Raw genomic sequence first — 26,266 nt, forward strand, 5'->3', positions numbered from 1 at the left:
ATCTCGCCGCAAGCCTGCCCCGACCGGCGGCAGGCCGCTTTAAAAAACCGGTATTGAGCGCTGGGACTGAAAACTATTTCAGTCCTGCGATCCTCTTCGCGCTCGGGCTGGCAGCGGGAGCAATTCTCGCGCTTGTGACCCCGCTTTCCGCCGGCGTGCCGGCGATTGCCGGTGCTGTCCTGGTCGCAGGTATGGCTGCGACATGGCGCGGTCCGGACCGGTACCGGCGTTTCGCCCTGCTGACCGCTGTCCTCGCCGCGGGGCTTCTGGCGGGGCAGATGCGGACCGAGGCGCGGATCGCCGGCGCGGCGGCCATTCCAGCGATCGATACACGCGACGATGTCGTGCCGCTCACCGGCTGGCTGGGTGCGATCGAGCGCAGCGGCAGTGGCCGGCAAAGGCTGGTGATCCGGGTTCCGGCCGGGGATGAGATGCCTGGCTATTCGGTCCGGGTGCTTGGCGATCCAGGGAATTTGCGGCCCGGTGATCCGGTTTCGGTGGAGGCCGTGCTGTCGCCGCCACGTGCGGCTGCGATGCCCGGCGGCTATGATTTCGCCTTTCACGCCTTCTTCGCCCGTATCGCGGCAACCGGATACGCGGTCGCACCGGCGCAGCCGGGGCCGGATCTTGCGGCCGATGGCGTACAGCGCTGGATCGCGCAACTGCGCTGGCGGATGGCCGAACGTATTGCGCGGCAGGTTCCGGGCCGGTCCGGCGCGCTCGCGGCGGCCCTGCTGACGGGCGACCGTTCGCGGCTGGACCCGGCCGATGTCGACGCCCTGCGCAATGCGGGGCTGGGGCATATGCTGGCGATTTCCGGCATGCATATGGGCCTCTTCGCCGGTGGTGTGTTCTTTGCGGTGCGCATGATGGCGGCCGGGCTGGGCGGCTGGTCACGGCGCTACGATCCCGCCATCCCGGCCGCCCTCGCGGCCCTGATCGCGGCGGCGCTGTATCTGGCGGTATCCGGCGGGGCCATCCCGACCCAGCGCGCCTTCATCATGACGGTCTCGGCGCTGGGCGCGGTCCTGGCCCGGCGCCGGGTGCTCTCCTTCCACACGCTTGCCATCGCCATGACGGCCGTTCTCCTCCTGACGCCGGAAGCCGTCGTCACGCCGGGTTTCCAGATGTCCTTTGCCGCCGTGGCAGCCCTGATCGCTGCAGCGCAGATCTGGCAGGCGAAACGCCCGCCGCCCGCGCCGCTCGATCCTGGCCGGGGCCTGCGGCAATTTTTCGGCGGGCTGGGCATGACCAGCCTGGTCGCCGGTGTCGCGACATCGGGCTTTGCCGCCTTTCACTTTCACCGGATCGCGGCCTGGGGGCTGGTCGGCAATCTCATTGTCATGCCGGTCTTCACCCTGCTGGTGATGCCGGCCGGTGTGCTGGCGCTCTTCCTGATGCCGCTCGGCCTGGACGGCGTGCCGCTGACCGTCATGGGGTTCGGGCTCGACCTGGTTCTGACGCTGGCCCACATGGTGGCAGACTGGCCGGGTGCGGAACGGGCGATACCGTCCGCGCCGGGATGGGTGCTGGCGCTCTATGGCTGCGGATTTGCCATTGCCTGTGCCGCGCGGGGGCTCTGGCGGGCGCCGGGGATCGGCGTGATGTTGGTCGCCATGGCAATCTGGGCGGCCGGGCCGCGGCCGGACCTCTTCGTGACGCGAGACGGCGTCGTGCTGGCTCAGGATGAAGACGCGGAGGGCTGGGCGGTCAGCGACCGCCGGCGCAGCCGCTTTCCGGTGCGGGTCTTCCTGGAGGCCGAGGGCGAAGACGAACGGCCGGACCGGTTGGCACTGGCCTGCGACGATACAGGATGTGCCGGACGCACAGCGGGAGGGACCGTGTTCACCCTGCTCGAGGGCCTGGAGAGCCTGGCAGAAGACTGCCGGCTGGCGGGGCTGATCGTGACGCGGCTGACCATACCGGAACACCGTATACGCAGCTGCGCCGCCCGTGTGATCGACGGTGGTGTTCTGGCAAGGCAGGGCGGGGCACTGATCCGGGAGGCGGCAAGCGGCGAACTTGTCATCCGCCATGTCCTGCCGCGCGATCCCCGCTCGCCCTGGCATACACGCCGGACGACCCGTCCGGATCGCTCAAGATAGATAGGGGCAATTCAGGTAGAGTATGAAGGGCGCCCGACCGGCAAATGGCGCCTCAGCTCGCGCGATCCTGGCAGGCGGAGATTACCGCACACAGTGACCGGCCAGTACCCGAGATCATCCGACGACCAGCTTGCCCCGACGGCGTCCTTTGAAGTCCGGGATCGACTGACCTCGCAGCGCAACTGGCAGCCAACAACCGCAACTGTGGTCGAAAGCCTGACAAGCCGTCAGGCGCAGAAGATCAGCGCGTCAGACGGACCAGAGCACGTATACGACCGCATCCGGCAGTCAGCGCCCGGCACAGGCGCCAGAATCGGCGTCCGGTGTCAGTGATACTTGCGGATCAGGCCGACCAGCAAGCCCTGCACTTTGACGCGGTCAGGGCCGAAAATCCGGGTTTCGTATTCCGGATTGGCGGCTTCCAGGGCGATCGAGCCGCCCTTCTTGCGCAGGCGCTTCAGCGTGGCTTCCTCGTCATCGACCAGCGCTACGACGATGTCGCCGGTATTGGCGGATTCACAGCGACGGATCAGCACCGTATCGCCATCGAGAATGCCGGCCTCGATCATGGAATCGCCCTTGACCTCAAGCGCGAAATGTTCGCCGCCGCGGATCATGTCGGCCGGGATGGGCAGGCGGTCGGTCTCGTGCTGGATCGCGGAGATCGGTACGCCCGCCGCGATGCGTCCGAGAACCGGGATATCCACCGTGGTTTCGCGCTCGCTGTCTTCCGGCTTGTTGAAATTGGCGCGCACGACATTGGGGCCCAGATCGCCCGGCGGTACCGGCGCCTTGGCGCTGGCGGCGGATTCGGGGAGTTTGAGCACTTCCAGGGCGCGGGCCCGGTGCGGCAGGCGCCGGATGAAACCGCGCTCTTCCAGCGCCGTGATCAGCCGGTGCACGCCGGATTTCGAGGCCAGCTGCAGCGCCGCTTTCATCTCGTCGAAGGAGGGCGACACGCCCGTTTCCTTGATCCGCTTGTGGATGAAGAGCAGGAGTTCGTTCTGTTTCCGGGTCAGCACGGCAGGCCCTCGTCTGTACGAATCCCGACACGATTCACGCCGGGAACAAATCAGGAATTCTGCCGTTTGTTCTATAAGTGTTCCCGATGCGCGTCAAGCGTCACCGGGCGGGGTCATGAGGGCACGGGTCGCGGCCGCAACATCCTCCTGGCGCATCAGGCTCTCGCCGACCAGGAGCGCCCGGGCGCCGGCCCGCTGCAGGCGGCGCGCGTCCTCGGGCGTGAAGATGCCGCTTTCGCCAACCAGGAAACGCCCGGAGCCGACATGCGGGGCGAGGCGTTCGAAGGTTTCCAGCGAGGTCTCGAATGTGCGCAGATTGCGGTTGTTGATGCCAACCAGCGGCGCGTTGAGATCGAGTGCGCGCTCCATCTCGGCATCGTCATGGACCTCGACGAGGACATCCATGCCCCAGCGCTCGGCCTCATCGGAGAGGCGCCGGGCCGTGTCATCGTCGACGGCGGCAAGAATCACCAGAATCGCATCGGCGCCCAGCATGCGCGCTTCGGCGACCTGGTAGGTGTCATACATGAAATCCTTGCGCAGGGCGGGCAGGGCGACCGCTTCGCGGGCGGCGCCGAGAAAGGCATCGGCGCCCTGGAAGCTGGGACCGTCGGTAAGGACGGACAGGCAGGTCGCACCGCCGGCCTCATAGGCGCGGGCGAGGGCGGGCGGATCGAAGTCGGCGCGGATCAGCCCCTTGGACGGGCTCGCCTTCTTGATCTCGGCGATGAGGCCCAGCCCGTCCGTGCGGGCAGAGGTTTTCAGCGCGTCGAGAAAACCGCGCACGGGCGCGGCGTCACGGGCTTTCGCCTCGATCTCGGCAAGCGGGCGTTCGGCCTTGCAGGCCTCGATATGGGCGCGCTTGTAAGTGCCGATGCGGGCGAGGGTGTCGGGTGTGTCGGTGGTCATGATCAGGCGTCGCCCCGGGAAATGGCAATCATGCGGTCGAGCGTGGTGCGGGCGCGCCCGTCGTCAAGGGCTGCGGCTGCCAGGCCGGCGCCCTCGGCAATGGTCGCGGCCTTGCCCGCCACCAGAAGGGCGGCACCGGCATTGAGCACGACGATATCGCGGAACGGCCCGGTCTCGCCGTCGAGCAGGCGGTTGATCGCCGCAGCATTGTAGGCCGGGTCGCCGCCGCGCAGGTCTTCTTCGGACGCGAGCGCAATGCCGGCCTCGCCGGGATGGAAGTCGAACGTGTCGATCCGGCCCTGGCGCAATTCGGCGATATGGGTCGATGCAGTCGTGGTAATCTCGTCCATCCCGTCGGCACCGCAAATCACCAGCGCGTGTTCACAGCCCAGATCGCGCAGCGCCTCGGCCATGGGGACCAGCCAGCGGCGGTGATAGACGCCCAGCAATTGCCGCTTCACACCGGCCGGGTTGGAGAGCGGTCCGAGCAGGTTGAACACCGTGCGCACGCCCAGGGCCTGCCGGGCCGGGCCGACATGGCGGACGGCGGAATGGTGCGACGGAGCGAAGAGGAAGCCGGCGCCGGCCTCGTTCAGCGAGCGCTCGATCCGTTCCGTCCCGCAATCCAGATCGATCCCGAGGGCCGCCAGCACGTCGGACGAGCCGGATTTGGAGGAGGCGGCGCGATTGCCATGCTTTGCGACAATGGCGCCGGCACCGGCGGCCACGATCGCGGCGGCGGTGGAGATATTGTAGGCGCCCTTGCCATCGCCGCCCGTACCGCAGGTATCGATGGCGCCCTCCGGTGCGGTGATACGGGTCATGCGGGCGCGCATGACGCGGGCCCCGGCTGCGATATCGGCGGGGCTCTCGCCCTGGGCAGCCAGCCCCATCAGGAAGCCGGCAATGGCCGGATCGGAGGCTTCGCCATCCATCAGTTCGGCAAAGGCGCCGGCGATCGCGTCACGGGACGGGCGTTCGGCCCGGCTGAAAGCCTGGAGGCAGGTCGACAGAAAACGCATGGTGAACAGGATCCGGTTCGGAAGGTCTCGGGGCAGGGCGGGCAGTCGGTCAGGCCGATGTGCGCCAGCATCCCGTTGCGGCCGCCACGTATCGAACGCGCGCTCCGCACATCCACGCGCCGTTCACCGCGCGGGCGGCGGTGTGGACAGAAGCGGAGGATGTGGAACAGATCGGCATACGTGTTTGAAGACCGGTGATGAACTTCGCGAACCCGTTGCGAATAGCGTGCACAGGCGGGCGAGGCAATCGCCAGCCGCGCCGGAGCGCACCTAGGCCGCAGCCGCGTGCGGCTTGCGGGTCATCGCCAGGAAGTTGGCCAGGAGGTCATGACCGTATTCCGAGGCGATGGATTCCGGATGGAACTGCACGCCATGCACGGGCCGTTCGCGGTGGGCCAGCCCCATGATCTCGCCATCGCTTGTGCGCGCCGTGACGCGCAGCACATCCGGCACGCTGTCGGGCTTCACGGCGAGGGAATGATAGCGTGTCGCCGTGAAGGGATTGGCGAGGCCGGCAAACACGCCGGTTCCGTCATGCTCGATCGGGCTGGTCTTGCCATGCATGATTTCCATCGCCGAGACGACCTTGCCGCCGAAGACCTGGCCGATGGATTGATGGCCCAGGCAGACGCCCAGGATCGGCAGGTTGGCCGGCGCTTTCTCGATCAGTCCCAGACAGATGCCCGCGCGATCTGGATCGCAGGGTCCGGGCGAGAGCACGATCCCGTCCGGGGCGAGCGCCAGGGCTTCCTCGACCGATATTGCGTCATTGCGAATGACGCGAGTCGTGGCACCCAGTTCCTGGAAGTAGTGCACCAGGTTGAAGGTGAAGCTGTCATAATTGTCGACGATCAGAAGCATGGCTCTCTCCGGTTGGCGGAAATCTAGGCGGTCCGGCCCGTCGCGCCAATCCCGCGGGCTGTTTAACGCCGGTTTAAGCCCTTTGGAGCGTGGTTAACGCATGAAACCCGATCAGCGCCCCCTGATTCGCAGCGCGAGCTCTGCCGTGCCGGCCTTTGCCGGCGCGCTGGTGGCGTCTGCCTATCTCGTTGGCGCTGTGGTGTTTTCTCTCGCCAGCCAGTCCGGCGAAACGGATGCGGGCGTCGTGGAGCCGGTCATTGCCGTTGCAGGCACGACGGTCGCGATTCGCGAACCTGCCCATGCGCAGGGCGGTGCGAAGTCGGTTCGCACGTCTGAAACCGCGCGCACCCGCATCGCCCCGGCGACCGGCAATGTCGACGCCATCGACGCTTTCTTGCCCACCGGACCGCGTCTGGCCATCGTGATCGACGATGTCGGGCTGGATCTGGCGGCCGCGCGCCGCGTCATTGCGCTCGATGCCGGGATCAGCATCGCCGTTCTGCCCTATGCAGAAGCGGCCGCGACCGTGTCCTCGGAGGCCTCCGCTGGAGGTCATGATGTCCTGCTGCACATGCCGATGGAGCCGGTGGGGCTGGCCGATCCGGGACCGAACGCCCTGCGTCTGGGCATGAGCGACAGCGATCTTGAGGCCCGGATCCGCTGGGCGATGAACCGCGTGCCCGAGGCCGTGGGTCTGAACAATCACATGGGCAGCCGCTTCACCGCCGATCCGCGGGCGATGCGTGTGGCCCTGTCGGCCGTTGCCGACCGCCAGCCGCTGTTTCTCGATTCCCTGACAACGGGCGAGAGCCGCGGCCAGGCTGTGGCAGCGGGGCTGGGACTGAACGCGCTGCAGCGCGATATCTTCCTCGATCACGTCCAGACGCCGGCTGAGGTCACCGCAAGGCTCGACGAAGCCGAGGCGTTGGCCCGTTCGCGCGGCTGGGCGATTGCCATCGGCCATCCGCACGAGACCACGCTGGATGTGCTGGAAGCCTGGATCGCGGATGCGCGGGAGCGCGGCGTGGAGTTCGTCACCGTGACGACCCTGTCCGACCAGATTGCCCGCACCGTCACACCGACGGCCGACGCCTCAGCCCTGCAGTGAGTCTTCCGCGGCGCGGAACAGCGCGGCGGCCTTGTTGACGGTTTCCACCCGTTCCGATTCCGGATCGCTGTCGAGCACGACACCGGCACCGGCCTGGACGTGGATCCGTCCGTCCTTCACCACCGCCGTGCGCAGTGCGATACACGTATCCATGCCGCCATCGGCCGAGAAATAGCCCACCGCGCCGGAGTAGATGCCGCGGCGATGCGGCTCCAGCTCGTCGATGATCTCCATCGCCCGCACCTTCGGCGCGCCGGACACGGTCCCCGCGGGGAAGCCTGCGAAGAGGGCCGAGACAGCGTCCTCGCCCTCGGCCAGATCGCCTTCGACATTCGAGACGATGTGCATGACGTGGCTGTAGCGCTCGACGATTTCGCGCGAGGTTATGCGCACCGAGCCGGGCCTGGCGACACGGCCGACATCATTGCGGCCCAGATCGAGCAGCATGAGGTGTTCGGCGCGTTCCTTCGGATCGGCCAGCAAATCGGCTTCAAAGGCGTCATCCTCGGCCGGGGCCTTGCCGCGCGGCCGCGTGCCCGCGATCGGGCGGACGGTCACCGTGCCGTCGCGCAGCCGGACCAGGATTTCCGGGCTGGAGCCGACAATCTCGAAACCGTCAAAGCGGAAGAAGAACAGGAAAGGCGAGGGGTTCAGGCGCCGCAGCGAGCGGTAGAGCCAGAACGGGTCCGCGGGGTAATCGGCGGAGAAACGCTGGCTGGGCACGACCTGGAAGGCGTCGCCGGCACGGATATAACCACGCGCGCGGTCTACGGCCTCCCGATAGGTCGCATCGTCCTGGTTCGAGGTGCGCTCACCGAGCACACCGTCCGGGGCCGCCATTTCCGGCGTTGCGCCGGCCAGCGCATCCAGCGCCATCTGCATGCGCTCGACCGCAGCATCATAGACTTCGCGGGCGGAATACTCGCCGGGACGCACCGGGCTGTAGACCTGGATTTCCTGCTTCAGCGCATCAAACACGACCATGACACGCGGCCGCAGCAGGCAGCTTTCAGGCACGTCCAGCGGGTCCGGCGTAGCGTTTTCCGGCAGGCGTTCCAGATAGCGCACCATGTCATAGCCGACATAGCCGAACAGGCCGGAAGCCAGCGGTGGTGCGCCGTCGGGCAGGGGGCAGCGCGCATCCTCGATCACGCGGCGCAGCGCCTGCATGGGCGGTTCGTCGACGGGCGTGAATTCGCGGCGGGCCACGGCGAGCCCGCGCGCTTCGGACACCTGGCCGTTACGGCATTGCCAGATCAGGTCGGGATCGAGGCCGATCGCCGAATAGCGGCCGCGCCAGGCGCCGCCTTCCACCGATTCCAGCAGGAAGGTGTCGGCCCGGTTGCGGGCGAGCTTGAGATAGGCGGCGACCGGCGTCAGCAGATCGTCCACACGCCGGGCCTGGAGTACCGCGGTTTCGCCGCGTTCGAACGCGGCGGCGACGGTTTCGAAGTCCGGCGAGACCGTCGCGCGTACGGTCATGGCTGGGTCGTCTGGTCTTGCCCGAGGGCGCGGGCAAAGAGCTGGCGATCGACGGCGCCGTCATTCAGCCCGTATTCCTGCTGCAGGGCCTGTTGCAGGGCGATCAGCACGTCTTCGCCCATCTCGTTGGCGAGTTCTTCCTGCATCGTCGCCATCTCGCTCTCGGAGATCGCGCTGGTATCGGCCGGAATGATCTCGTCCACGCGGACCAGTGCATAGCTGCCGGTGCCGGTCTGGACACTGTCCCAGACGCCCGGATCGAGACCGAAGGCACGGCTGACGACATTGCGGCCGAAATTCGGGGCCGTGGCGCTGCGCGTCGTCGTGGTGCTCTCGGTGCGGCCGCCGGTTGTCAGGGCGACCACGTCGAGCGGTTCGCCGGCCTGCAGCTGTTCCAGCGCCTCGTCGGCGCGGGCGGAGAGTTGCGTGTCGACCTGGATCTCGCGCCAGCGGGCCTCGGCGACATCGCGGACATCGTCAAGCGCACGCGGAGCCGACGGGATGATCTCGTCGACGCGGACGGTGAAATAATCGGTCTCGTTGTACTGCTCGAGATCGATGGCAAAGCCCTGGGACTGCTGGAACGCTGTGGCCAGGATGTCGGGGCCCAGCTCGGTATAGCGCTGCATGTCGATTTCCAGGCTCTCATCGCGGCCATACTGGTCGAGCGGGACATAGACCTCGATCGGGGTGCCCGACTGGGCGGCGGCCTGTTCCAGCGTCGAACCGCTGGCGCGGGCTTCCTCGAAAGCGGCGATCTGGTCATAAAGCGCGTCCAGCGCGTCGGCGCGGGCGGCCTCCTCGCGCAGCTGCGGCAGCTGCTCCTCGAAAGTCGGCAGCTGTTCGTCTTCCGACATGGTCACGAGGACAGCATTCCAGCCGAACCGGCCCTCGACGGCGGCGGTCGCGCCTTCGCTCATGCCGAACACAGCCTCGGCGACCTGGCTGTCGGGAACCTCATAGGCTTCCACGTCTTCCAGCTCGACCGGTTCACCCAGGCCCATATCGGCTGCGATCGTTGCGGCGCTCTCGCCCGCTTCCAGGCGGGAGGCGACGGTCTGGGCGGTGGCTTCGTCGGCAGCGGTCAGCTGCACGAAGGAGCGGCGGGCCGGCGTGCCCAGCTGGCCGGTCTCGACCTGATAACCATAGGTCTCGCGCAGCATCGTCTCGTCGATCTCGATATCGCGCAGGAAGTCGGCGAGGCGGAAGCGGACCAGGGTGACGGCGCGGAATTCCGGTGCCGTGAAGACCGGCAGGCCGTTGCGGTCGGTCATGTCCTGGTTGCTGGCGATGAAGCTTTCCAGCTGTTCCTCGGTGGGGTCCTCGATCTCGTCGGCCGTCGAGGCGTCCAGCAGCAGTGCCGTGATCCGGCGGCGCTCGCGGCGCACTTCATAGCGGGTCTCGGCGAGGAACTCCGGCGCCGGAACAGAGCCGGCGAGGGCAAAGATCAGCTGCTGACGCAGAAGATCGCCTTCCAGCTCGGAGCGGAATTGCGCTTCGGTCATGCCGTTATTCTGCAGCACGCTGATCATGGTGTTGTAGTCGAACCGGTCGGTGACCGGGTTGCGGAAGGCCGTCTGGCGCGCCGCTTCTTCGACTAGCGCGTCCGGTGAGATGGCGAGACCCAGCTCGCTCGCTTTCGCTTCCAGCGCCGCGAAGGTCGTCAGGCGCTGCAGAACCTGCTCACCCAGACCGAATTCCAGGGCCTGTTCGCGCGTGATGTCGGGATTTTCCGTCTGGACGCGCTGCAGCTCGCGTTCGAAGGCCTGCGCGACCTCGCGCACCGAAACCTGCTGATTGCCGGCGACCACGACCGCGGTCCCGCTGCCGGTGAAGATGCCGCCCACGCCTGTAAATGCAAAGGCGAGCACGATGAGAAGGATGATCACCAGGGCAAACGGCGATTTGGCGAAGGACCGGAATAGGGTCAGCATGGTCAGCAGGGCCTCAGATCAATGTCGCGCGGAAGGTAACGGGGCGGATTCAGGGTCGCAAGCGCCAGTCGCGGTTGCAGCGCTTGCAGCGCAGCCATCGGGCGCAGGCGCGGTTATTGCCCCGGGCGCCGGAGCCGACTAATCCTCGGCAGGCTCGGGGCGGAGCTGAAGACAGGCATGGGAGGGGTTATGCCGAGACAGAAACTGATCGCCGGCAACTGGAAAATGAACGGTCTGGCGGCCGATCTGGAATTTCTCGACGCAATCGGACCGGCCGCAGCGGCAGCGGATGCCGAGGTGCTGATCTGCCCGCCGGCGACACTGCTGGCAGAGGCCGCGCGCCGGGCAGGGGCTCACGGGATCAAGGTGGGCGGGCAGGACTGCCATGCCGCCGTGTCGGGCGCCCATACCGGTGATGTTTCCGCCCCGATGCTGCGCGATGCCGGCGCCAGTCATGTGATTGTCGGTCATTCGGAGCGCCGTTGCGATCACGGCGAGAGCGACAGTATCGTGCGCGCCAAGGCCGTTGCGGCGCTCGAGGCCGGGTTGGTGCCCGTGATCTGCGTCGGCGAAACGCAACAAGAGCGTGAAGCCGGCCGTGAAGAGGCCGTGATCGCGGCGCAGCTCGCCGGATCCCTGCCGGAAAACCCGGATCAGCGGGAATTGGTCATAGCTTATGAGCCGGTCTGGGCGATCGGCACCGGGCTGACGGCGGAGCCGGAGGATGTCCAGGCCATGCATGCCTTCATCCGCAGCCGGCTGCCCGACCCTGCCAACACACGGATTTTGTACGGTGGATCGGTGAAGCCGGACAATGCATCGACGCTGCTCGAATTGCCGGATGTCGATGGCGCGCTGGTGGGCGGCGCGTCCCTGAAAGCCGATGATTTTATACCGATTATTCAGGCCGGCTGTCGCGAATCACAACTATTCCGGTAAGCGGATCGAAACTTCTTTCTGCGCAGTGTTCCGGTTCGACGATACCTGTCCGCCGAACCGGGAGCTTCTCAGCGCATGGCCGAAACCGACTACGCCCGAGCGTCCGTCCTGCTTTTCGACCCGGTTCACGTGAACCAGCGGACGACGCGCTATGCCCTGTTCGAAATCGGCTTCCGGCAGATCGAGTGCGTCTCCTCGCTGCGGGAGTTCAAGTCGACGCTGGCGGAAACGGCGCCGGCGCTCGTGGTGGCCGAAACCAGCGCGACCGATACGGACATCTTCAATCTTGTGCGCTCGGTGCGCCGCGGCGATCTGGGCAATAACCCGTTCTCCGTGATGCTGCTGACGACCTGGAGTCGCGACACCTCGCATATCCGCAAGGCCATCGAGTGCGGCGCCGACGACGTGATCGTACGGCCGTTCTCCACCATGTTTGCGGAAGAGCGGGTCAAGACGCTGATCAAGAACCGCAAGGAATTCATCGTCACCAGCGACTATATCGGCCCTGACCGCCGCAAGGACAGCGAGCGCTCGTCGGACGCGCCGCCGCTGAAAGTGCCGAACTTCCTGCAGGCAACGGTCGAGAATGACTACGAGGCGCTGAACAACGCCAATCAGTGGATCCGCGAAGCGCGCGAGACCGTGACGGCCGAGCGCCTGCGCCGTCTGGCGATGCGGATCGTGATCACGGTGGAGCTGCAGCTGTCCAAGGCCGGTGCCGGTGACAACCCGCTGGTCAGGCTGGATGTGGCGGATCTCGGCCGCTCGGCCCGCGAGCTGAAAGCGCAGCTGATCAAGGCCAATCGCCGAGAGGCCGCCGAGGTCGCCGAGGCGCTGATCGACCAGATTCGCGCCATGGGCGACGGTTCCAGTGTGCCGGCGAGTTCGCTGCGCCTGATCAAGGAATTGTCGATGGGCGCCTATGCCGCCTTTGCCAATGGCGAGACGCTGGAACGTTCCAAGGACGAGATCGGCCGGACCGTCACCAATCTGCGCAAACGGCTGCAGGCGAAGGCCGAACTGGCCCAGCGCCGGGCCGAGCTGGCCGCCGAGCAGGCGGCGACATCCGGCGAGGGTGAGGACCCAACCGCAGACGATGCTGGCCAAGACCAGAACGCTGGTATAAAACGCGCCGCGATGTAGCCGGGCTTGGGTTCGCCGATGAGCGGTCCCATATGCATTCCGGGTGATATGCATTTGTGTGTCGATCACATGTGTGTGGAGCCAGACCGGCAGGTTCCGAAACGACGGCGGTATTCATGACGACAGTCCTCCTGATCATCCAGCTCCTGGTTGCGGCCGGTCTTGTCGGCGTGATCCTGATGCAGCGTTCCGAAGGCGGAGCCCTCGGGATCGGCGGCGGCGGCGGTGGCATGATGTCCAGCCGCGGTGCCGCCAATGTGCTGACGCGCACGACGATGCTGCTTGGTGCGGTGTTCATCGCCAATTCCATCCTGCTGGCCGTCGTTGCCAGCGTCGATGCGGATGGCCGCAGCGTGTTCGACCGCGCCGTCGAGGAGAACCCGGCGATCGGTGTTCTCGACGAGACGGAAGAGCCGAACACAGGCGTTCCCACCGACGGCTAGACCGCCGGCTTCCACGCTTTTCACATCAAATCTTGCAGTCGCGTCTTTCGGGGCGTCCGAATCTCGGATAATCAGACGGCCCATGCCGCGATATATTTTCATCACCGGCGGCGTGGTCTCCTCTCTTGGAAAAGGCCTCGCTTCAGCCGCTATCGGAGCTTTGCTTCAAGCGCGTGGATACAAGGTCCGCCTGCGCAAGCTCGATCCCTATCTGAATGTCGATCCGGGCACGATGTCGCCCTACCAGCACGGCGAATGCTACGTCACCGATGACGGGGCAGAGACCGATCTGGATCTGGGTCATTACGAGCGCTTCACCGGCGTTCCGGCGAGCCAGGCCGACAATATCACCACGGGCCGGATCTATTCCCGCATCATCGAGCGAGAGCGCCGCGGCGATTATCTCGGCGCGACGGTGCAGGTGATTCCGCACGTCACCGACCAGATCAAGCAATTCGTCCTCTCCGACGCGGGCGACGTGGATTTCGTCCTGTGCGAGATCGGCGGCACGGTCGGCGATATCGAGGGGTTGCCCTTCTTCGAGGCGATCCGCCAGCTCGGCCAGGAGCTGGGCGAGGGCAATGCGGTCTTCCTGCACGTCACGCTGCTGCCTTTCATCAAGGTGGCCGGCGAGATGAAGACCAAGCCGACCCAGCACTCGGTCAAGGAGCTGCGCTCGATCGGTATCCAGCCGGACATCCTTCTGTGCCGCTGCGAGATCCCGATCCCGCCGGGCGACAAGCGCAAGATCGCGCTGTTCTGCAATGTTCGCGAAAGCGCCGTGATCGAGGGGCGCGATGCCGCCTCGCTCTACGATGTGCCGATGGAATACCACCGCCAGGGCCTGGACACGGAAATCCTCCACTGCTTCGGCATCGACGACGCGCCGGAGCCCGACCTGTCGCGCTGGCAGCAAATCTCCGACACGATCCACAATCCCGACGGCGAAGTCACGATCGGTGTGGTTGGCAAGTATGTCGGCCTGCTGGATGCCTATAAATCCCTGATCGAGGCCCTCAATCATGGCGGCATCGCCAATGGGGTGAAGGTCCGCCTGAAATGGCTCGACTCGGAGCAGTTCGAGAAGGACGATCCGTTCGAACCGCTGGAAGACGTGCACGGTGTGCTCGTACCGGGCGGGTTCGGCGAGCGGGGCGTGGAAGGCAAGATCGCGGCGGCGAAGTTCGCCCGCGAGCGCAAGGTACCGTTTTTCGGCATCTGCTACGGCATGCAGATGGCGGTGCTGGAAGCGGCGCGCAATCTGGCCGGCGTGCCCGATGCGGTTTCCTCGGAATTTTCCAGCGAAGGCGAACCGGTTGTCGGTCTTCTCACCGAGTGGACGCGCGGCAATGAGGTCGAGACCCGCTCGGCCGCGGGCGATCTGGGCGGCACGATGCGTCTGGGCGCCTATCCGGCCGTTCTCAAGGAGGGCAGCCGCGTGCGCGAGATCTATGGCGCCGCCCATATCGAGGAACGCCACCGTCACCGCTATGAGGTGAATGTGGCCTGGAAGGAAAAGCTGGAAGCCTGCGGGCTGACCTTCTCCGGCCTGTCGCCGGACGGCATCCTGCCCGAGATCGTCGAGATCGAGGACCATCCCTGGTTCGTCGGCGTGCAATTTCACCCGGAACTGAAGTCGCGCCCCTTCGAACCGCACCCGCTGTTCGCCAGCTTCATCGCCGCAGCGCTGCACCAGAGCCGGATGGTTTAGGTTCGCGCTTCATCCTTCCCCATCCGGGGGAAGGATGACACAACGTCTCCTCAGCAAAACTGCGGAGATGTCCATGTCCGATCTCGTCCTGACGACCTATGACTGGGTGCCGGAAACGCCGCGCGGTCATGTGCGCGACCTGCGTATCCGCTGGGCGCTGGAAGAGGCGGGGCTGGCCTATCGGGTCGAGAGCACGCCCTTCCATGACCGGAGCGATGCTCACTACGCCAACCAGCCCTTCGGCCAGGTGCCCTGGCTGACCGATGGCGGCACGCCGGTTTTCGAAAGTGGGGCCATTCTCCTCTATCTGGCCGAGCGCAGCGAAACGCTGATGCCCGCGGACCCGGACGGGCGGACCGAGACGATCGAATGGCTGATCGCCGGGCTCAACTCGATCGAGATGGCCAGCGTGCCCTGGTCGATATTCAAATTCATGGGCGATACCGAAGAGACGCCGGGCCGGCAGGCGCTGGATGCATTCGTGGCGTCACGCCTGGAAAATCTCGAACGCGTTCTGAAAGGCCGGGAGTGGCTGGCCGCAGGGCGTTTCACTGTCGCCGACATCCTGATGGTCGACGCGCTGCGCTTGGTCGACCGGTTCGGCGCGCTGGCCGATCACCCCGCCTGCCGGGCCTATATCGCCCGCGCGACGGCCCGGCCGGCCTTCATCAAGGCCCATGCCGACCAGCTGGCCCATTTCGCCAAGGCGGATTGATTCTCGCCAAACCCGCTTTCCCCGGCCTTGTGCCGGGACCTGGCATGAAGATCTAGGTTTTCGTGTGCCCATGAGAGCGTATTTTCGGATTTTCCTGGGCCCCCGGCACGAGGCCGGGGAAAACAAGAAACACGCGGGGGCAAGGAGAGAGACGAGAAAGCGAGGGAGTGGCGTCATACTCCGTCGGCCAGCTCCCCGATCACCTCCACCGCCGTCATCACATCCTCGCGCGTACAGTTGAACTGTCCGACCTGGAAGCGGATGACGTATTGGCCCTCATGCCGCGTCTGGGTGAGATAGGTGCGGCCGTCGGCATTGATGCGCTCCAGCAGCGCGGCCGTGGCGGCGTCTGCGTCCTCGCCGGCTGGCTCGAAGCGGAAGGTGAACAGGCTGAACCGGCCCTCCGTGACGATGCGGAAGCCTGGCAGGGCGGCGATGGCGGCCTCGGCCTCGCGTGACCAGGCGATGTGATTGCGGATGCGCTGGCGCAGCCCGTCCAGCCCGTAGGCGCGGATCAGGAACCAGAGCTTCAGCGCCCGGAAGCGCCGCCCCAGCGGAATGGTCCATTCGGAGTAATTCACCACCTCGTCAAAGCCCGGCGTCTCCAGATAATCAGGCCGCAGGGTGAGGGATCTGAGCTGTTCGGCCGGGTTTTTCAGAAACTGGATCGAACAGTCGAACTGGGCGCCGAGCCATTTGTGTGGATTGAAGACGATTGAGTCGGCCTGCTCCGCGCCGGTCCAGATTTCCCTTAACTCTTTGCAAATCATGGCGGAACCGGCCCAGGCTGCATCGATATGCGTGTATAAACCCTCCTTTTCTGCCACGCTCATGATTTCCGCCACGGGGTCGCAGGCGCCGATCGAGGTGCCGCCAACACAGATCACGATCCCTGCAGGCCGGTGTCCGGCGCCCCGGTCGGCGGCGATGGCGGTGCGCAGGGCGTCCGGATCCATGCCGTGATCCGTCCGGGTCGGGATTTTCACCAGATTGTCCTGCCCGATGCCGGCCACCCAGCAGGCCTTGTCGACCGAGGAATGGGTCTGCGCGGAGGCATAGATGCGCGGGGCGGCTTCACCGGCCAGGCCCGAACGGATGCCGCGCCAGTCGAGCGCGCGTTCGCGCATGGTCATGATCGCCGAGAGCGTGGCCGAGGAGGCGCTGTCCTGGATCACCCCGCGCCAGCCTTCAGGCAGGCCGACGGCCTGGCGCATCCAGTCGATCATGCGCGTTTCCATCTCGGTCGCAGCCGGCGAGGTCTGCCAGAGCATGCATTGTGCCGCCATCGTGTTGGCGAGCTGCTCGGCGAGCATCGAGGCGGGGGCGGCATTGGCCGGGAAATAGGCGAAGAAGCGCGGATGCTGCCAGTGGGTCATCGCGTCCGGCACGATGCGTTCGAAATCGGCGAAGATGCGCGCCATCGGCTCGGCACTCTCGGGGGGCGAGACGGGCAGGGCGGCGATTACATCGCCCGGCGCCGTGCGCGGCCGGACCGGCCGGTCCCGCAAGGAGCGCAGATAATCGGCCGACCAGTCGGCGATGCGCTTCGACCAGGCCGTGAATTCCACCAGATCCATTGTGACACCCTCCATGCGGTCCCGCCCGGCAATTTCAGGCAGCTGGGACGCATCCAATAGCCTTCCCGCGTGCATCTCGTACACATCCCGGTATCATGTCGATGCTTCATGACGCCGGGGGGCGAAACGGGAGTAACGGGATATGACGAAATACATTCTGGCAGCCCTGGGTGGCGCCGCGATGCTGGCCGGGTCCGGCTGGGCACAGGATAGCCGCGATATCGAGGTGGGCGCGTTCGACCGGGTCGAGGCCCGCGGCGGCCTGCGGATCGAGATCGTGCGCGGTGACAATCCGGGCGTCCGGCTGGAAGGCAATGGCAGCGATTTCGACGATATCGAGGTCGCGGTGCAGGGCGACGAGCTGCGGATCCGCCAGGATACCGGCTGGTTCATGCGCAACCGCCAGCTCGACGTTGTCGTGCACGTCACCATGAGTGATTTCGAATCGCTGGATTTCAGCCGCGGCATTTCGGCCCGCGTGACGGATATCCAGGCCGGGCATCTCGATGTCGATATCAATACCGGTGCCGCCGCGCGCCTGTCCGGCACGTGCGAGACGCTTGTCATCGGCCTGTCGACCGGCGTGTCGCTGAATGCGCGGGACCTGGTGTGCGAGGATGTGGATCTGGAAGCGTCCACGGGCGCTGATGCCAGTGTCCATGCGACATCGCGGATCGAGGCCCGGGCCTCCATGGGCGCGGACATCGATGTCTACGGCTCGCCGGGCGAGCGCGATGTCAACGTGTCGATGGGCGGTGACATCTCCTTCCGGAACTGACCCGGCACTTCGGCAGGCCACCGGGGCTGCCGATAACGGAAGCCCGCGCTTGCGCCATGTGCATTGAACCTGTATACGGCGCGGCTCGAACGGATGGCGTGGGCCGTCCGGAGCATGATTCAAAGAATTGCGGAGAGCCCGATGGCCGTCCCTAAGAGAAAAACCACGCCGAGCAAGCGCGGCATGCGCCGGGCCCACGACAAGCTGGCCAGCCCGGTCTACATCGAAGACAAGGACAGCGGTGAACTGCGCCGTCCGCACCATGTCGACCTGAAGTCGGGCATGTATCGCGGCCGCCAGATCCTGGAGCCGAAGGACGACTGATCCGTCCTGACGGTATTGCCGTTTCCAAAGCGCGCCTGGTGAAAACCGGGCGCGTTTTCGTTGGGGATGCCGGTACTGCGCGCCTGCAGGTCCGGCGAAAAGGGGACCGCCCATGGCCAGTGATATCGAGATTGCCCGCGCCGCCACGCTCAAGCCGATGCCGGAGATCGCCGCGGCGCTGGATATCCCGGCCGATGCGCTGGAACCCTATGGCAAGACCAAGGCGAAACTGTCCGGCGATTATATCGCCACGCTGAAGGACCGTCCGCGCGGCAAGCTGATCCTGGTTACCGCGATCAGCCCGACACCGGCCGGCGAAGGCAAGACCACGACCACGGTGGGGCTGGGCGACGGTCTGGCGCGGATCGGACGCAAGGTCGCGATCTGCCTGCGCGAGCCCTCCTTGGGGCCCTGTTTCGGCATGAAGGGCGGCGCCGCTGGCGGCGGCCGCGCCCAGGCTGTGCCGATGGATGATATCAATCTCCACTTCACCGGCGATTTCCACGCCATCACGGCCGCGCACAACCTGCTCGCAGCCATGCTGGACAATCATATCCACTGGGGCAATGAGCTGCGCATCGATACGCGCCGCATCGCCCTGCGCCGGGTGCTGGACGTCAATGACCGCTCCCTGCGCGAGGTGGTGACCGGGCTGGGCGGTCCGGCCAACGGCACGCCGCGCGAGGCCGGGTTCGACATCACGGTCGCCTCCGAGGTGATGGCCATCCTGTGCCTGGCCAGTGATCTGGAAGACCTGCAGCGGCGCCTGGGCAATATCGTGGTTGGCGAGCGGGTCGACCGCTCCCTGGTCACCGCCCGCGAACTGGGCGCCGACGGCGCGATGACCGTGCTGCTGAAGGATGCCTTCCAGCCCAATTTCGTGCAGACGCTGGAACACACGCCCGCCTTCATCCATGGCGGCCCCTTCGCCAATATCGCCCATGGCTGCAACTCGCTAATCGCCACCGATACCGCCCTGCGGCTGGCCGACTACGTGGTGACGGAAGCCGGGTTCGGTGCCGATCTGGGCGCCGAGAAGTTCTTCGACATCAAGTGCCGCAAGGGCGGCCTCTCGCCCTCGGCGGCGGTTCTGGTCGCGACCGTGCGGGCGCTGAAGATGAATGGCGGTGTGCAGAAGGGCGATCTGGGCGCGGAGAATGTCGGGGCCGTCGAGCGCGGCTGCGCGAATCTTGGCCGGCATATCGACAATCTGAAGCAGTTCGGCGTGCCGCTGGTCGTTGCGATCAATCACTTCACCGCCGACACCGAGGCCGAACTGGCTGCGGTGAAGGCCTTCTGCGCCCAACGCGGTGTCGAGGCTGTCCTGGCGACGCACTGGGCCGATGGCGGGGCCGGCACGGAAGCGCTCGCGCGCAGCGTTACTGCGCTCGCTGACAGCGATGAGGCCGACTTTGCGCCGCTCTATGGCGATGAGCTTTCCCTGGTGGAGAAGATCGAGACCGTGGCGCGCAAGATCTACCGCGCCGGCGAGGTCGATATCGACAAGGCCGCGCGGGTTCAGCTGGAACGCTGGCAGGAGGCCGGCCATGGCCGTCTGCCGGTGTGCATGGCCAAGACGCAGTATTCCTTCTCCTCGGATCCGGAGCAGCTGGGCGCACCGGAGGGCCATGTGCTCAAGGTGCGCGAGGTTCGCCTTTCGGCCGGGGCCGGCTTCGTCGTGGCGATCTGCGGCAGCATCATGACGATGCCGGGCTTGCCCCGTCATCCGGCTGCACTGGACATCCGGCTCAATGAGGATGGCGAGATCGAAGGCCTGTTCTAGGCCGGATTTTCGCTTTCATACCGCTTGTTCGCGGTAACACGGGGCTTCCCGGCAGCCGCAGGCTTGCGTCGCCGCGCGCCTTGGTTATGAAGCGCGCAACACGCTTTTTGCCGAAGAGAGTCGCCATGACCGCCATTATCGACATTGTCGCCCGTGAAATCCTCGACAGCCGCGGCAATCCGACCGTCGAGGTCGATGTGCTGCTGGAGGACGGCTCGCTGGGCCGTGCCGCCGTGCCGTCCGGTGCCTCCACCGGCGCTCACGAGGCGGTCGAGATGCGCGATGGCGACGAACGCTATGGCGGCAAGGGCGTCTACAAGGCCTGCGCAGCCGTCGAGGGCGAGATCTTCGAGGCGATCGCCGGCATGGATGCCGAAGATCAGCGCCGCATCGACGAAGCCATGATCGAGCTGGACGGCACCGCCAACAAGTCGCGCCTCGGCGCCAATGCCATGCTGGGTGTGTCGCTCGCCGTGGCCAAGGCCGCAGCCGACGTCCAGGGCCAGCCGCTCTTCCGCTATGTCGGCGGCATGAATGCACGCGTCCTGCCGGCCCCGATGATGAATATCATCAATGGCGGCGCCCACGCCGACAATCCGATCGACTTCCAGGAATTCATGATCATGCCGGTCGGCCTGCCGACCTTCTCCGAAGCCCTGCGCTGCGGCGCCGAGGTGTTTCATGCGCTCAAATCGCGCCTCAAGGCGGACGGGCTGAACACCAATGTTGGCGATGAGGGCGGTTTTGCCCCCAACCTCAACTCCGCCGAACAGGCGCTCGACGTGATCATGGCGGCCATCGAGGCGGCCGGCTACAAGCCGGGCGAGGACGTCGCCCTGGCGCTCGACGTGGCCTCCACAGAATTCTTCAAGGACGGCAAGTATGTGATGGCCGGTGCCGGCGTCACGCACGACTCTGCCGGCTTTGCCCAGTATCTGGAAGAACTGGTCGGCAAGTATCCGATCGTCTCCATCGAGGACGGCATGGCCGAGGACGACTGGGACGGCTGGAAACAGCTGACCGAACGCGTCGGCGAGCGCTGCCAGCTGGTCGGCGACGATCTCTTCGTCACCAATCCGGAACGTCTGGTGCACGGTATCGAGACCGGTGCTGCCAACGCCATCCTGGTGAAGGTCAACCAGATCGGCACGCTGTCGGAAACGCTCGACGCCGTCGATATCGCCCTGCGCTCGGGCTATGGCGCGGTGATGTCGCACCGTTCCGGCGAGACCGAGGATGCGACGATCGCCGATCTGGCCGTCGCCACCAATTGCGGGCAGATCAAGACCGGCTCGCTGGCCCGCTCCGACCGCACGGCCAAGTACAACCAGCTGCTGCGCATCGAGAGTCTGCTGGGCGACACCGCGATCTATGCCGGCGACAGCGGCCTGGCCTGACCTGCTACATCTGTAGGCGTGCCGCGCCGGCTGTTTCTCCGCTAAGCTTCCGGCGGAAGCGGGGGATACGCGTCTATGCCGATGCGGGACACATGGTCTGACGGGCTGTCGCCCGATGAAATCCTGGTGCGTGCGGGCCGTATCGGCTGGCTGGTCCATGCCGTCGTGGTCGGGCTCGCCGCGCTTGGCCTCAATGCGCTGGACATGCCGCAGATTGCCCTCGGCCTGGCGGCGACCGGCATCCCGCTCAGCCTCGTCATCGCGGCGATCATGTTCCGTGGTTTCAATCTGCGCGCCTATTTCGTCCTGACCGGGCTGGCCGGGATAATGTGGGGCGCGCTTGCACTTGCTGTGGCGCCGTCCGGGCTGGGCGAGGCGACGCTCTTCGTCACCCTGGTGATCGGCGGTACAGCCGCAGCGGCGATCGCGATCCAGTTTCCGCGCCCCTGGCTGGTGGCGACCTCGCTGGCGCCGGCCCTCAGCGGCCTGACAATCGCCCATCTCCTGCCGGCCACGCCCCTGGGCCTCTCCATCGCGCCCATGGTGCTGATCTACGGTCTGCTTCTGGCCCTGCTGGCGCGTTATATGCGCGAGATCTTCAACGCCAATCTGCGGCTGACGGCGCAGCTCTCCGAACAGGTCAATGCGCTGGGCCGGGCGGTCGAGGAACGCGACCGGGCCATGGCGGTCAAGCAGCGCCTCCTGCGTCACACCGGACACGACATGCGCCAGGCGTTGCATGCGGTGAAATTCGTGCTGCACTTCCTGCGCGACCAGCGCCTGTCGGACGAAACCCGTGAACTCGTCACGCGCGGCCAGCGCTCGCTGGATGTGCTGGGCGGGCTGTTCCAGTCGATCCAGGATATCAGCCAGATCCAGTCCGAGCGTATCGAGGTGCGCTGCGAACCGGTCGTCCTGGGCAGCCTGTTGCGCCGGGCGACATCGACCCTGGCCGGTGAGGCCCGCCAGCGCGAGATCGCCCTTCATGTCATTCCCGGCACGGCGCGGGTCGAGACCGATCCGCTGCTTCTCCAGCGCATCGTGCAGAATATCGCGGCGAATGCCGTGAAGTTCGCCACCAGCCGCGTCGTGATCGGCGTGCGCCGCCGCGCGGGGCGGTTCACCATCGAGATCCTCGATGACGGGCCGGGCATTCCGTGCGAGCGCCAGGACGAGATATTCGAGGAATTCACCCAGCTGCAGCCCGGCACCGGCGAGGCGCCGGGTCTCGGACTGGGCCTTGCCATCGTGCGCGAACTGTCCGGCAAGCTGGGGCTGGAGGTTTCGGTCGACAGCCGTCTGGGGGCAGGAACGCGCTTCTCGATTGACGGCTGGCCCGTGCAGGGCGCCGACCTGCCGGCGAACGGGCCGGCGGCGACCTGTGCCCTGGTGTATCGCGGCGAGCCCGGTCCGGATCTGCGCCGCGCGGCAAGACTGACCGGCGAATGGGGCTATCGCGTCGTCGAGATCGACAGCGCGGCTGAGGCGTCGTCGGTGCCCGAACCGGACATCGCGCTCGTCGCGCCCGATGTCGACCTCGCCCAGGCGCTGGCCCTGACCGGTGGGCGGGCCGGGCGCAGCATCGTTCTGGGCGGACCGGTTACGGCGGATGATTCCAGGCTGGCGCTGCATCTGGCCGAGGGCTGGCGGCCGGCGCAGCTGCGCTCGGCGATGATGTCCTGCCTGCGGGCACCGGGCTAGGATGGGGCGATGCAGGAGCGGCTGAACATCCTCATTGTCGACGACCACCCGTTGTTCCGTGACGGCATGAAGCGCGTGGCGATCAAGGCGTTTCCGGCAGCGCGGCTGAACGAGGCGGATCGCGCAGACGTGTTGTGGACGCAAACGGACATGCCGCCGGACATCCTCCTGCTCGATCTGGTTTTCCCCGGTTTCGAGGCCGAGCGCGATTTTGCGCGCCTGCGGCAGGCCATGCCGCTGACCACGATCATTGTCGTGTCGATGACCGACGATCTGCAGACGGTGAATGCGATGATGGAAGCCGGTGCCAACGGCTTTCTGTCCAAGGCCGTTTCGCCTGCCGGTATGGGACGAGCCCTGGCCGAGATACAGGCGGGCGGGCAGTGCGTGCTGCTGGAATCGCGCGATGACGACATCCGCCCGACCGAATTGTCGCCGCGCCAGCTCGATGTGCTGCGCGGGCTGGCCCAGGGTGCGACCAACAAGGAGATCGCGCGGGATCTGGGCATCTCGCCCTTCACGGTCCGGGTGCATGTCTCGGCGATCCTGCGCGCTTTCGACGTTGCGACCCGCTCGGCGGCGATTGCGGCGGCGGTGGACGAGGGGCTGGTCTAGCTGAGATCCGGTTCCGGAAGACGCCGGATACCCTTGCCCCAGACCCCCGCAAGCGCCGCGATCAGCAGCGAGAAGACCGGTCCGCCAAGGCAGAACAGCGCCCAGGGGGCATAGTCCAGCGTCGGCACGCCCAGCGTGGTGGCCATGAACAGCGCCGAGACGGTCCAGGGCAGGAGGGGTTCGACCAGCGTCACTGAATCCTCGATCGAGCGCGACAGGTTCTCGCCCGCCAGCCCGCGGTCGCGATAGGCGGGGCGGAAGAGCTCACCGACGATCAGCGCCGTCACGCCGGCATGGGAGGTGATGGCGACGAAGGTCGCCCCGGCTGCCAGGGTTGCTGCGACGAGGCTGAAGGTGGAGCGTACTGCACTCAGCAGCGCCTGCATCAGGCGGGCGAGGGCGCCGGAGGTCTCCATCGCACCGGCCAGCACGAAGGCCGTGATGATGAAGATCAGCGTCTGCCCCATCGAGGCCAGGCCGCCGCGATTGAGCAGGCCGGGCAGGGCGGCAGGGAGCGTATCCGGTGCGGTGCCGGTCATTGAGACGTCGAACCCGCCCATCACGACGCGGACAGCATCGCCAGCCGCCCAGCCCTGGGCAGCAACGCCAAGAACAAGCGCCAGCGCCGAGCTCGCCAGGATCACCAGCGCTGGCGGCTGGCGGAAGGCGATACCGCCGATGGCCAGCGCGACCGGCAGCAGGGCGAGCGCATCAAGCCGGAACAGGCCTGCCAGGGCCGCGGAGGTCGCCGCGGCCGTCTCCGGCGTGGCGGTATCGCCGCCGCTGCCGAACAGGCCGGCGAGCGCGTAGACCAGTCCGGCGAGGATGAAGGACGGAACGGCCGTCCACAGCATGTGCCGGATGTGGCTGAAGACCGGAACATGGGCCGCAATGGCGGCGACATTGGTCGTGTCGGAGAGCGGTGACAGCTTGTCGCCGAAATAGGCGCCGGAGACGACGGCGCCCGCGACCGGGGCCAGCGGCAGACCCATGGCTTCGGCGGTCGCGATAAAAGCGACGCCCAGCGTGCCGGCCGAGCCCCAGGACGTGCCGGTCATGATCGACATCAGCGCCGTGCCGATGAAGGCTGTCAGGACGATATAGCCCGGATCGATGAGGGCGATACCGGTCACCACCATCAGCGGAATCGTGCCGGAAAACATCCAGGCGCCCAGCAGCACACCGATCGAGAGCAGGATCAGTATGGCGGGCAGGACGTCGGCGATCTTGGCACCGGCGGCCGTCTGGATCGCCTCCCAGCCGGCGCCGCGGCTGCGGGCGATCAGGCCCGCGCAAAGCGCGGCCAGCGCCATGGCGACGATCAGGATCTCGCCGCCGAAGCCCGACAGCGCTACGCCGCCCGCTATGGCGGTCAGCAGGACGGCGAGGGGCAGAAGGGCGAGGAGCAGCGGCAGGTCTGTTTGTCTGGATGTAGAGGTCATTGGCCGAGTGCCTGGTCGAGATCGTCAAGCAGCCTGTCCGGGCCTTCCAGCCCGACCGACAGGCGGACAAGGTTGAAGGGGCGGCGCGCATCGCGGCCATCGGCCCGGCCTGCCGGGATGACGAGGCTTTCGACACCGCCCCAGCTGACTGCGCGGCCGAACAGTTTGAGCCGGTCGAGACAGGCGCAGACACGGTCGAAATCCGGAGCGTCGATCTCGATGGAGAAGAGGCCGGAATGTCCGCGCATCTGGCGTTCGAACAGGTCAGCTGACCCGTCATCGAGTGCTGGATGGAAGACCCGGCGCACGCGCGGATGCTCGGCCAGGGCCCGCGCGAGCGTCTCGCCATCGGCCTGGTGCTGCTTCAGCCGGGCGGGCAGGGTCATCAGCCCGCGCGTGAGCAGAAAGGCGTCCAGCGGTGCCTGGATGCCGCCCAGCAGCATATAACCGCGTTCGAAGATGCGCTGGACCAGGTCTTCGGACGCCATCACGGCGCCGCCGATCACGTCGGAATGGCCGCCGATATATTTCGAGCAGGAATGCAGCACGATGTCGAAACCGAGCGTGACCGGTTTCTGCAACAGCGGCGTGGCGACGGTATTGTCGATGGCTGTGAGGATGTTGCGGCTGTGCGCCAGGCGGGCGATGGCCTCGAGGGGTAGGAGGCCGAACAGCATGGTGCCCGGACTTTCAACGAAGATCAGCCGGGTTGCCGGTGTCAGCGCGGCCTCAATCGTGTCCAGGGCGGTTTCGCCTTCGGGGAAGACCTGGCTGTGGGTGATTCCGAACCGTTCGAGCTGCGTGGCAAGCTGCAGGGTCGGTCCGTAGATATCGCCGGCGAACAGGATGTGATCGCCGCTGTCGAGAATCGCGAACAGTGTGGCGGCGATGGCGGCCATGCCCGATCCGAAACAGCGGCAGTCGCCGGCACGTTCCAGGGCGGCCAGGCTGGTCTCCAGGGCGCGCACGCCGGGATTCGTGCCGCGGGAATAGACCGTGCGGCGGCTTTCATGGGCGAGCCCGTCCATAAGGTCGGCGGTGCGTGCATGGCGGAAGAGCGAAGCCTGGACGATCGGCGGCAGTACCGGTTCGGCACCGGCCTGCGGCTGTCCTCCGGCCCGCAGGCAGATCAGTTCATCGTGTGAATCCAGTCCCCTCATGGCGGAGACCATGGCCGATTTCGGCAAGCCATGCCAGCACTTGCGCGAGACGGCACGCCTCAATCCGACCCAATCTCTTACCCAGTCCTGAATCC

22 protein-coding genes are annotated in these 26,266 nt (G+C 66.4%); 13 read left to right on the top strand and 9 right to left on the bottom strand.

The genetic code is table 11. The annotated features are described in order from the left end of the window. Positions 1 to 53: 53 nt before the first annotated feature. A complete protein-coding gene (locus ABJO18_RS02600) occupies positions 54 to 2,105 on the top strand; it encodes a ComEC/Rec2 family competence protein (RefSeq protein WP_348508529.1) in 2,052 nt (683 codons plus the stop codon). A gap of 326 nt (positions 2,106 to 2,431) precedes the next feature. Here the strand turns inward: ABJO18_RS02600 and lexA are convergent, their stop codons facing one another. From lexA to ABJO18_RS02620, 4 genes are all read right to left on the bottom strand, one after another. Continuing rightward, positions 2,432 to 3,127, bottom strand: coding sequence for a transcriptional repressor LexA (gene lexA / locus ABJO18_RS02605; protein ID WP_348508530.1), 696 nt, complete (start codon positions 3,125 to 3,127; stop codon positions 2,432 to 2,434). Between the two features lie 93 nt (positions 3,128 to 3,220). Further along, positions 3,221 to 4,036, bottom strand: a complete 816-nt coding sequence (trpC, locus tag ABJO18_RS02610; RefSeq protein ID WP_348515719.1) for an indole-3-glycerol phosphate synthase TrpC — start codon at positions 4,034 to 4,036, stop codon at positions 3,221 to 3,223. A 2-nt stretch (positions 4,037 to 4,038) separates the two neighbouring features. Further along, positions 4,039 to 5,058 carry an anthranilate phosphoribosyltransferase gene (trpD, locus tag ABJO18_RS02615; RefSeq protein ID WP_348508548.1) on the bottom strand — a complete coding sequence of 340 codons (1,020 nt, stop codon included), beginning with the start codon at positions 5,056 to 5,058 and terminating at the stop codon, positions 4,039 to 4,041. A gap of 270 nt (positions 5,059 to 5,328) precedes the next feature. Then, entirely contained in the window at positions 5,329 to 5,919 is a 591-nt protein-coding gene (locus ABJO18_RS02620) for an aminodeoxychorismate/anthranilate synthase component II (protein WP_348508549.1), read from the bottom strand. Positions 5,920 to 6,019: 100 nt separating this feature from the next. Here ABJO18_RS02620 and ABJO18_RS02625 point away from each other — a divergent pair, with 100 nt between their 5' ends. After that, entirely contained in the window at positions 6,020 to 7,027 is a 1,008-nt protein-coding gene (locus ABJO18_RS02625) for a divergent polysaccharide deacetylase family protein (RefSeq protein ID WP_348515720.1), read from the top strand. Here ABJO18_RS02625 and trpE read toward each other — a convergent pair. Both trpE and ABJO18_RS02635 read right to left on the bottom strand, forming a co-directional pair. Then, a complete protein-coding gene (gene trpE, locus ABJO18_RS02630) occupies positions 7,013 to 8,509 on the bottom strand; it encodes an anthranilate synthase component I (RefSeq protein ID WP_348509125.1) in 1,497 nt (498 codons plus the stop codon). The two genes, ABJO18_RS02625 and trpE, sit on opposite strands and share 15 nt — an antisense overlap. After that, positions 8,506 to 10,443 (bottom strand): peptidylprolyl isomerase, encoded by a 1,938-nt coding sequence (locus ABJO18_RS02635; RefSeq protein WP_348509126.1) that lies wholly within the window; start codon positions 10,441 to 10,443, stop codon positions 8,506 to 8,508. Before ABJO18_RS02635 ends, trpE begins: the two co-directional genes overlap by 4 nt. Before the next feature lie 189 nt (positions 10,444 to 10,632). Here ABJO18_RS02635 and tpiA point away from each other — a divergent pair, with 189 nt between their 5' ends. The 5 genes from tpiA to ABJO18_RS02660 all read left to right on the top strand — a co-directional run bounded on the left by tpiA (position 10,633) and on the right by ABJO18_RS02660 (position 15,394). Further along, complete coding sequence (gene tpiA / locus ABJO18_RS02640; protein ID WP_348509127.1) at positions 10,633 to 11,382, top strand: triose-phosphate isomerase; 750 nt, start codon at positions 10,633 to 10,635, stop codon at positions 11,380 to 11,382. A 75-nt stretch (positions 11,383 to 11,457) separates the two neighbouring features. Then, complete coding sequence (locus ABJO18_RS02645; protein ID WP_348509128.1) at positions 11,458 to 12,525, top strand: response regulator receiver protein; 1,068 nt, start codon at positions 11,458 to 11,460, stop codon at positions 12,523 to 12,525. Positions 12,526 to 12,641: 116 nt separating this feature from the next. Beyond that, positions 12,642 to 12,968 carry a preprotein translocase subunit SecG gene (gene secG / locus ABJO18_RS02650; RefSeq protein WP_348509129.1) on the top strand — a complete coding sequence of 109 codons (327 nt, stop codon included), beginning with the start codon at positions 12,642 to 12,644 and terminating at the stop codon, positions 12,966 to 12,968. A gap of 82 nt (positions 12,969 to 13,050) precedes the next feature. Next, complete coding sequence (locus tag ABJO18_RS02655; protein ID WP_348509130.1) at positions 13,051 to 14,679, top strand: CTP synthase; 1,629 nt, start codon at positions 13,051 to 13,053, stop codon at positions 14,677 to 14,679. Between the two features lie 73 nt (positions 14,680 to 14,752). Next, the gene (locus tag ABJO18_RS02660; RefSeq protein WP_348509131.1) at positions 14,753 to 15,394 is read left to right on the top strand and encodes a glutathione S-transferase family protein; all 642 of its coding nucleotides are present in this window, start codon (positions 14,753 to 14,755) and stop codon (positions 15,392 to 15,394) included. Between the two features lie 173 nt (positions 15,395 to 15,567). Here the strand turns inward: ABJO18_RS02660 and ABJO18_RS02665 are convergent, their stop codons facing one another. After that, positions 15,568 to 16,971 carry a pyridoxal-dependent decarboxylase gene (locus tag ABJO18_RS02665; RefSeq protein WP_348509133.1) on the bottom strand — a complete coding sequence of 468 codons (1,404 nt, stop codon included), beginning with the start codon at positions 16,969 to 16,971 and terminating at the stop codon, positions 15,568 to 15,570. A 142-nt stretch (positions 16,972 to 17,113) separates the two neighbouring features. Here ABJO18_RS02665 and ABJO18_RS02670 point away from each other — a divergent pair, with 142 nt between their 5' ends. From ABJO18_RS02670 to ABJO18_RS02695, 6 genes are all read left to right on the top strand, one after another. After that, positions 17,114 to 17,749 carry a head GIN domain-containing protein gene (locus tag ABJO18_RS02670; RefSeq protein WP_348509132.1) on the top strand — a complete coding sequence of 212 codons (636 nt, stop codon included), beginning with the start codon at positions 17,114 to 17,116 and terminating at the stop codon, positions 17,747 to 17,749. A 141-nt stretch (positions 17,750 to 17,890) separates the two neighbouring features. Further along, on the top strand, positions 17,891 to 18,073 hold the full coding sequence (rpmF, locus tag ABJO18_RS02675; protein WP_271186700.1) for a 50S ribosomal protein L32: 183 nt from the start codon (positions 17,891 to 17,893) through the stop codon (positions 18,071 to 18,073). A gap of 112 nt (positions 18,074 to 18,185) precedes the next feature. After that, complete coding sequence (locus tag ABJO18_RS02680) at positions 18,186 to 19,856, top strand: formate--tetrahydrofolate ligase (protein WP_348508487.1); 1,671 nt, start codon at positions 18,186 to 18,188, stop codon at positions 19,854 to 19,856. Between the two features lie 125 nt (positions 19,857 to 19,981). Next, positions 19,982 to 21,253 carry a phosphopyruvate hydratase gene (eno, locus tag ABJO18_RS02685; RefSeq protein WP_348508486.1) on the top strand — a complete coding sequence of 424 codons (1,272 nt, stop codon included), beginning with the start codon at positions 19,982 to 19,984 and terminating at the stop codon, positions 21,251 to 21,253. A gap of 81 nt (positions 21,254 to 21,334) precedes the next feature. Further along, entirely contained in the window at positions 21,335 to 22,954 is a 1,620-nt protein-coding gene (locus ABJO18_RS02690; RefSeq protein WP_348515721.1) for a HAMP domain-containing sensor histidine kinase, read from the top strand. Between the two features lie 9 nt (positions 22,955 to 22,963). Further along, positions 22,964 to 23,569, top strand: a complete 606-nt coding sequence (locus ABJO18_RS02695) for a response regulator transcription factor (RefSeq protein ID WP_348508484.1) — start codon at positions 22,964 to 22,966, stop codon at positions 23,567 to 23,569. Here the strand turns inward: ABJO18_RS02695 and nhaC are convergent. Further along, positions 23,566 to 25,011, bottom strand: a complete 1,446-nt coding sequence (nhaC, locus tag ABJO18_RS02700) for a Na+/H+ antiporter NhaC (protein WP_348508483.1) — start codon at positions 25,009 to 25,011, stop codon at positions 23,566 to 23,568. The two genes, ABJO18_RS02695 and nhaC, sit on opposite strands and share 4 nt — an antisense overlap. Next, on the bottom strand, positions 25,008 to 26,171 hold the full coding sequence (locus ABJO18_RS02705) for an aminotransferase class V-fold PLP-dependent enzyme (protein ID WP_348508482.1): 1,164 nt from the start codon (positions 26,169 to 26,171) through the stop codon (positions 25,008 to 25,010). The genes nhaC and ABJO18_RS02705 overlap by 4 nt, the downstream gene beginning before the upstream one ends. Between the last annotated feature and the right edge of the window lie 95 nt (positions 26,172 to 26,266).

Origin of the sequence: Maricaulis sp., assembly GCF_039978735.1 — a bacterium.
Lineage (GTDB): Bacteria > Pseudomonadota > Alphaproteobacteria > Caulobacterales > Maricaulaceae > Maricaulis.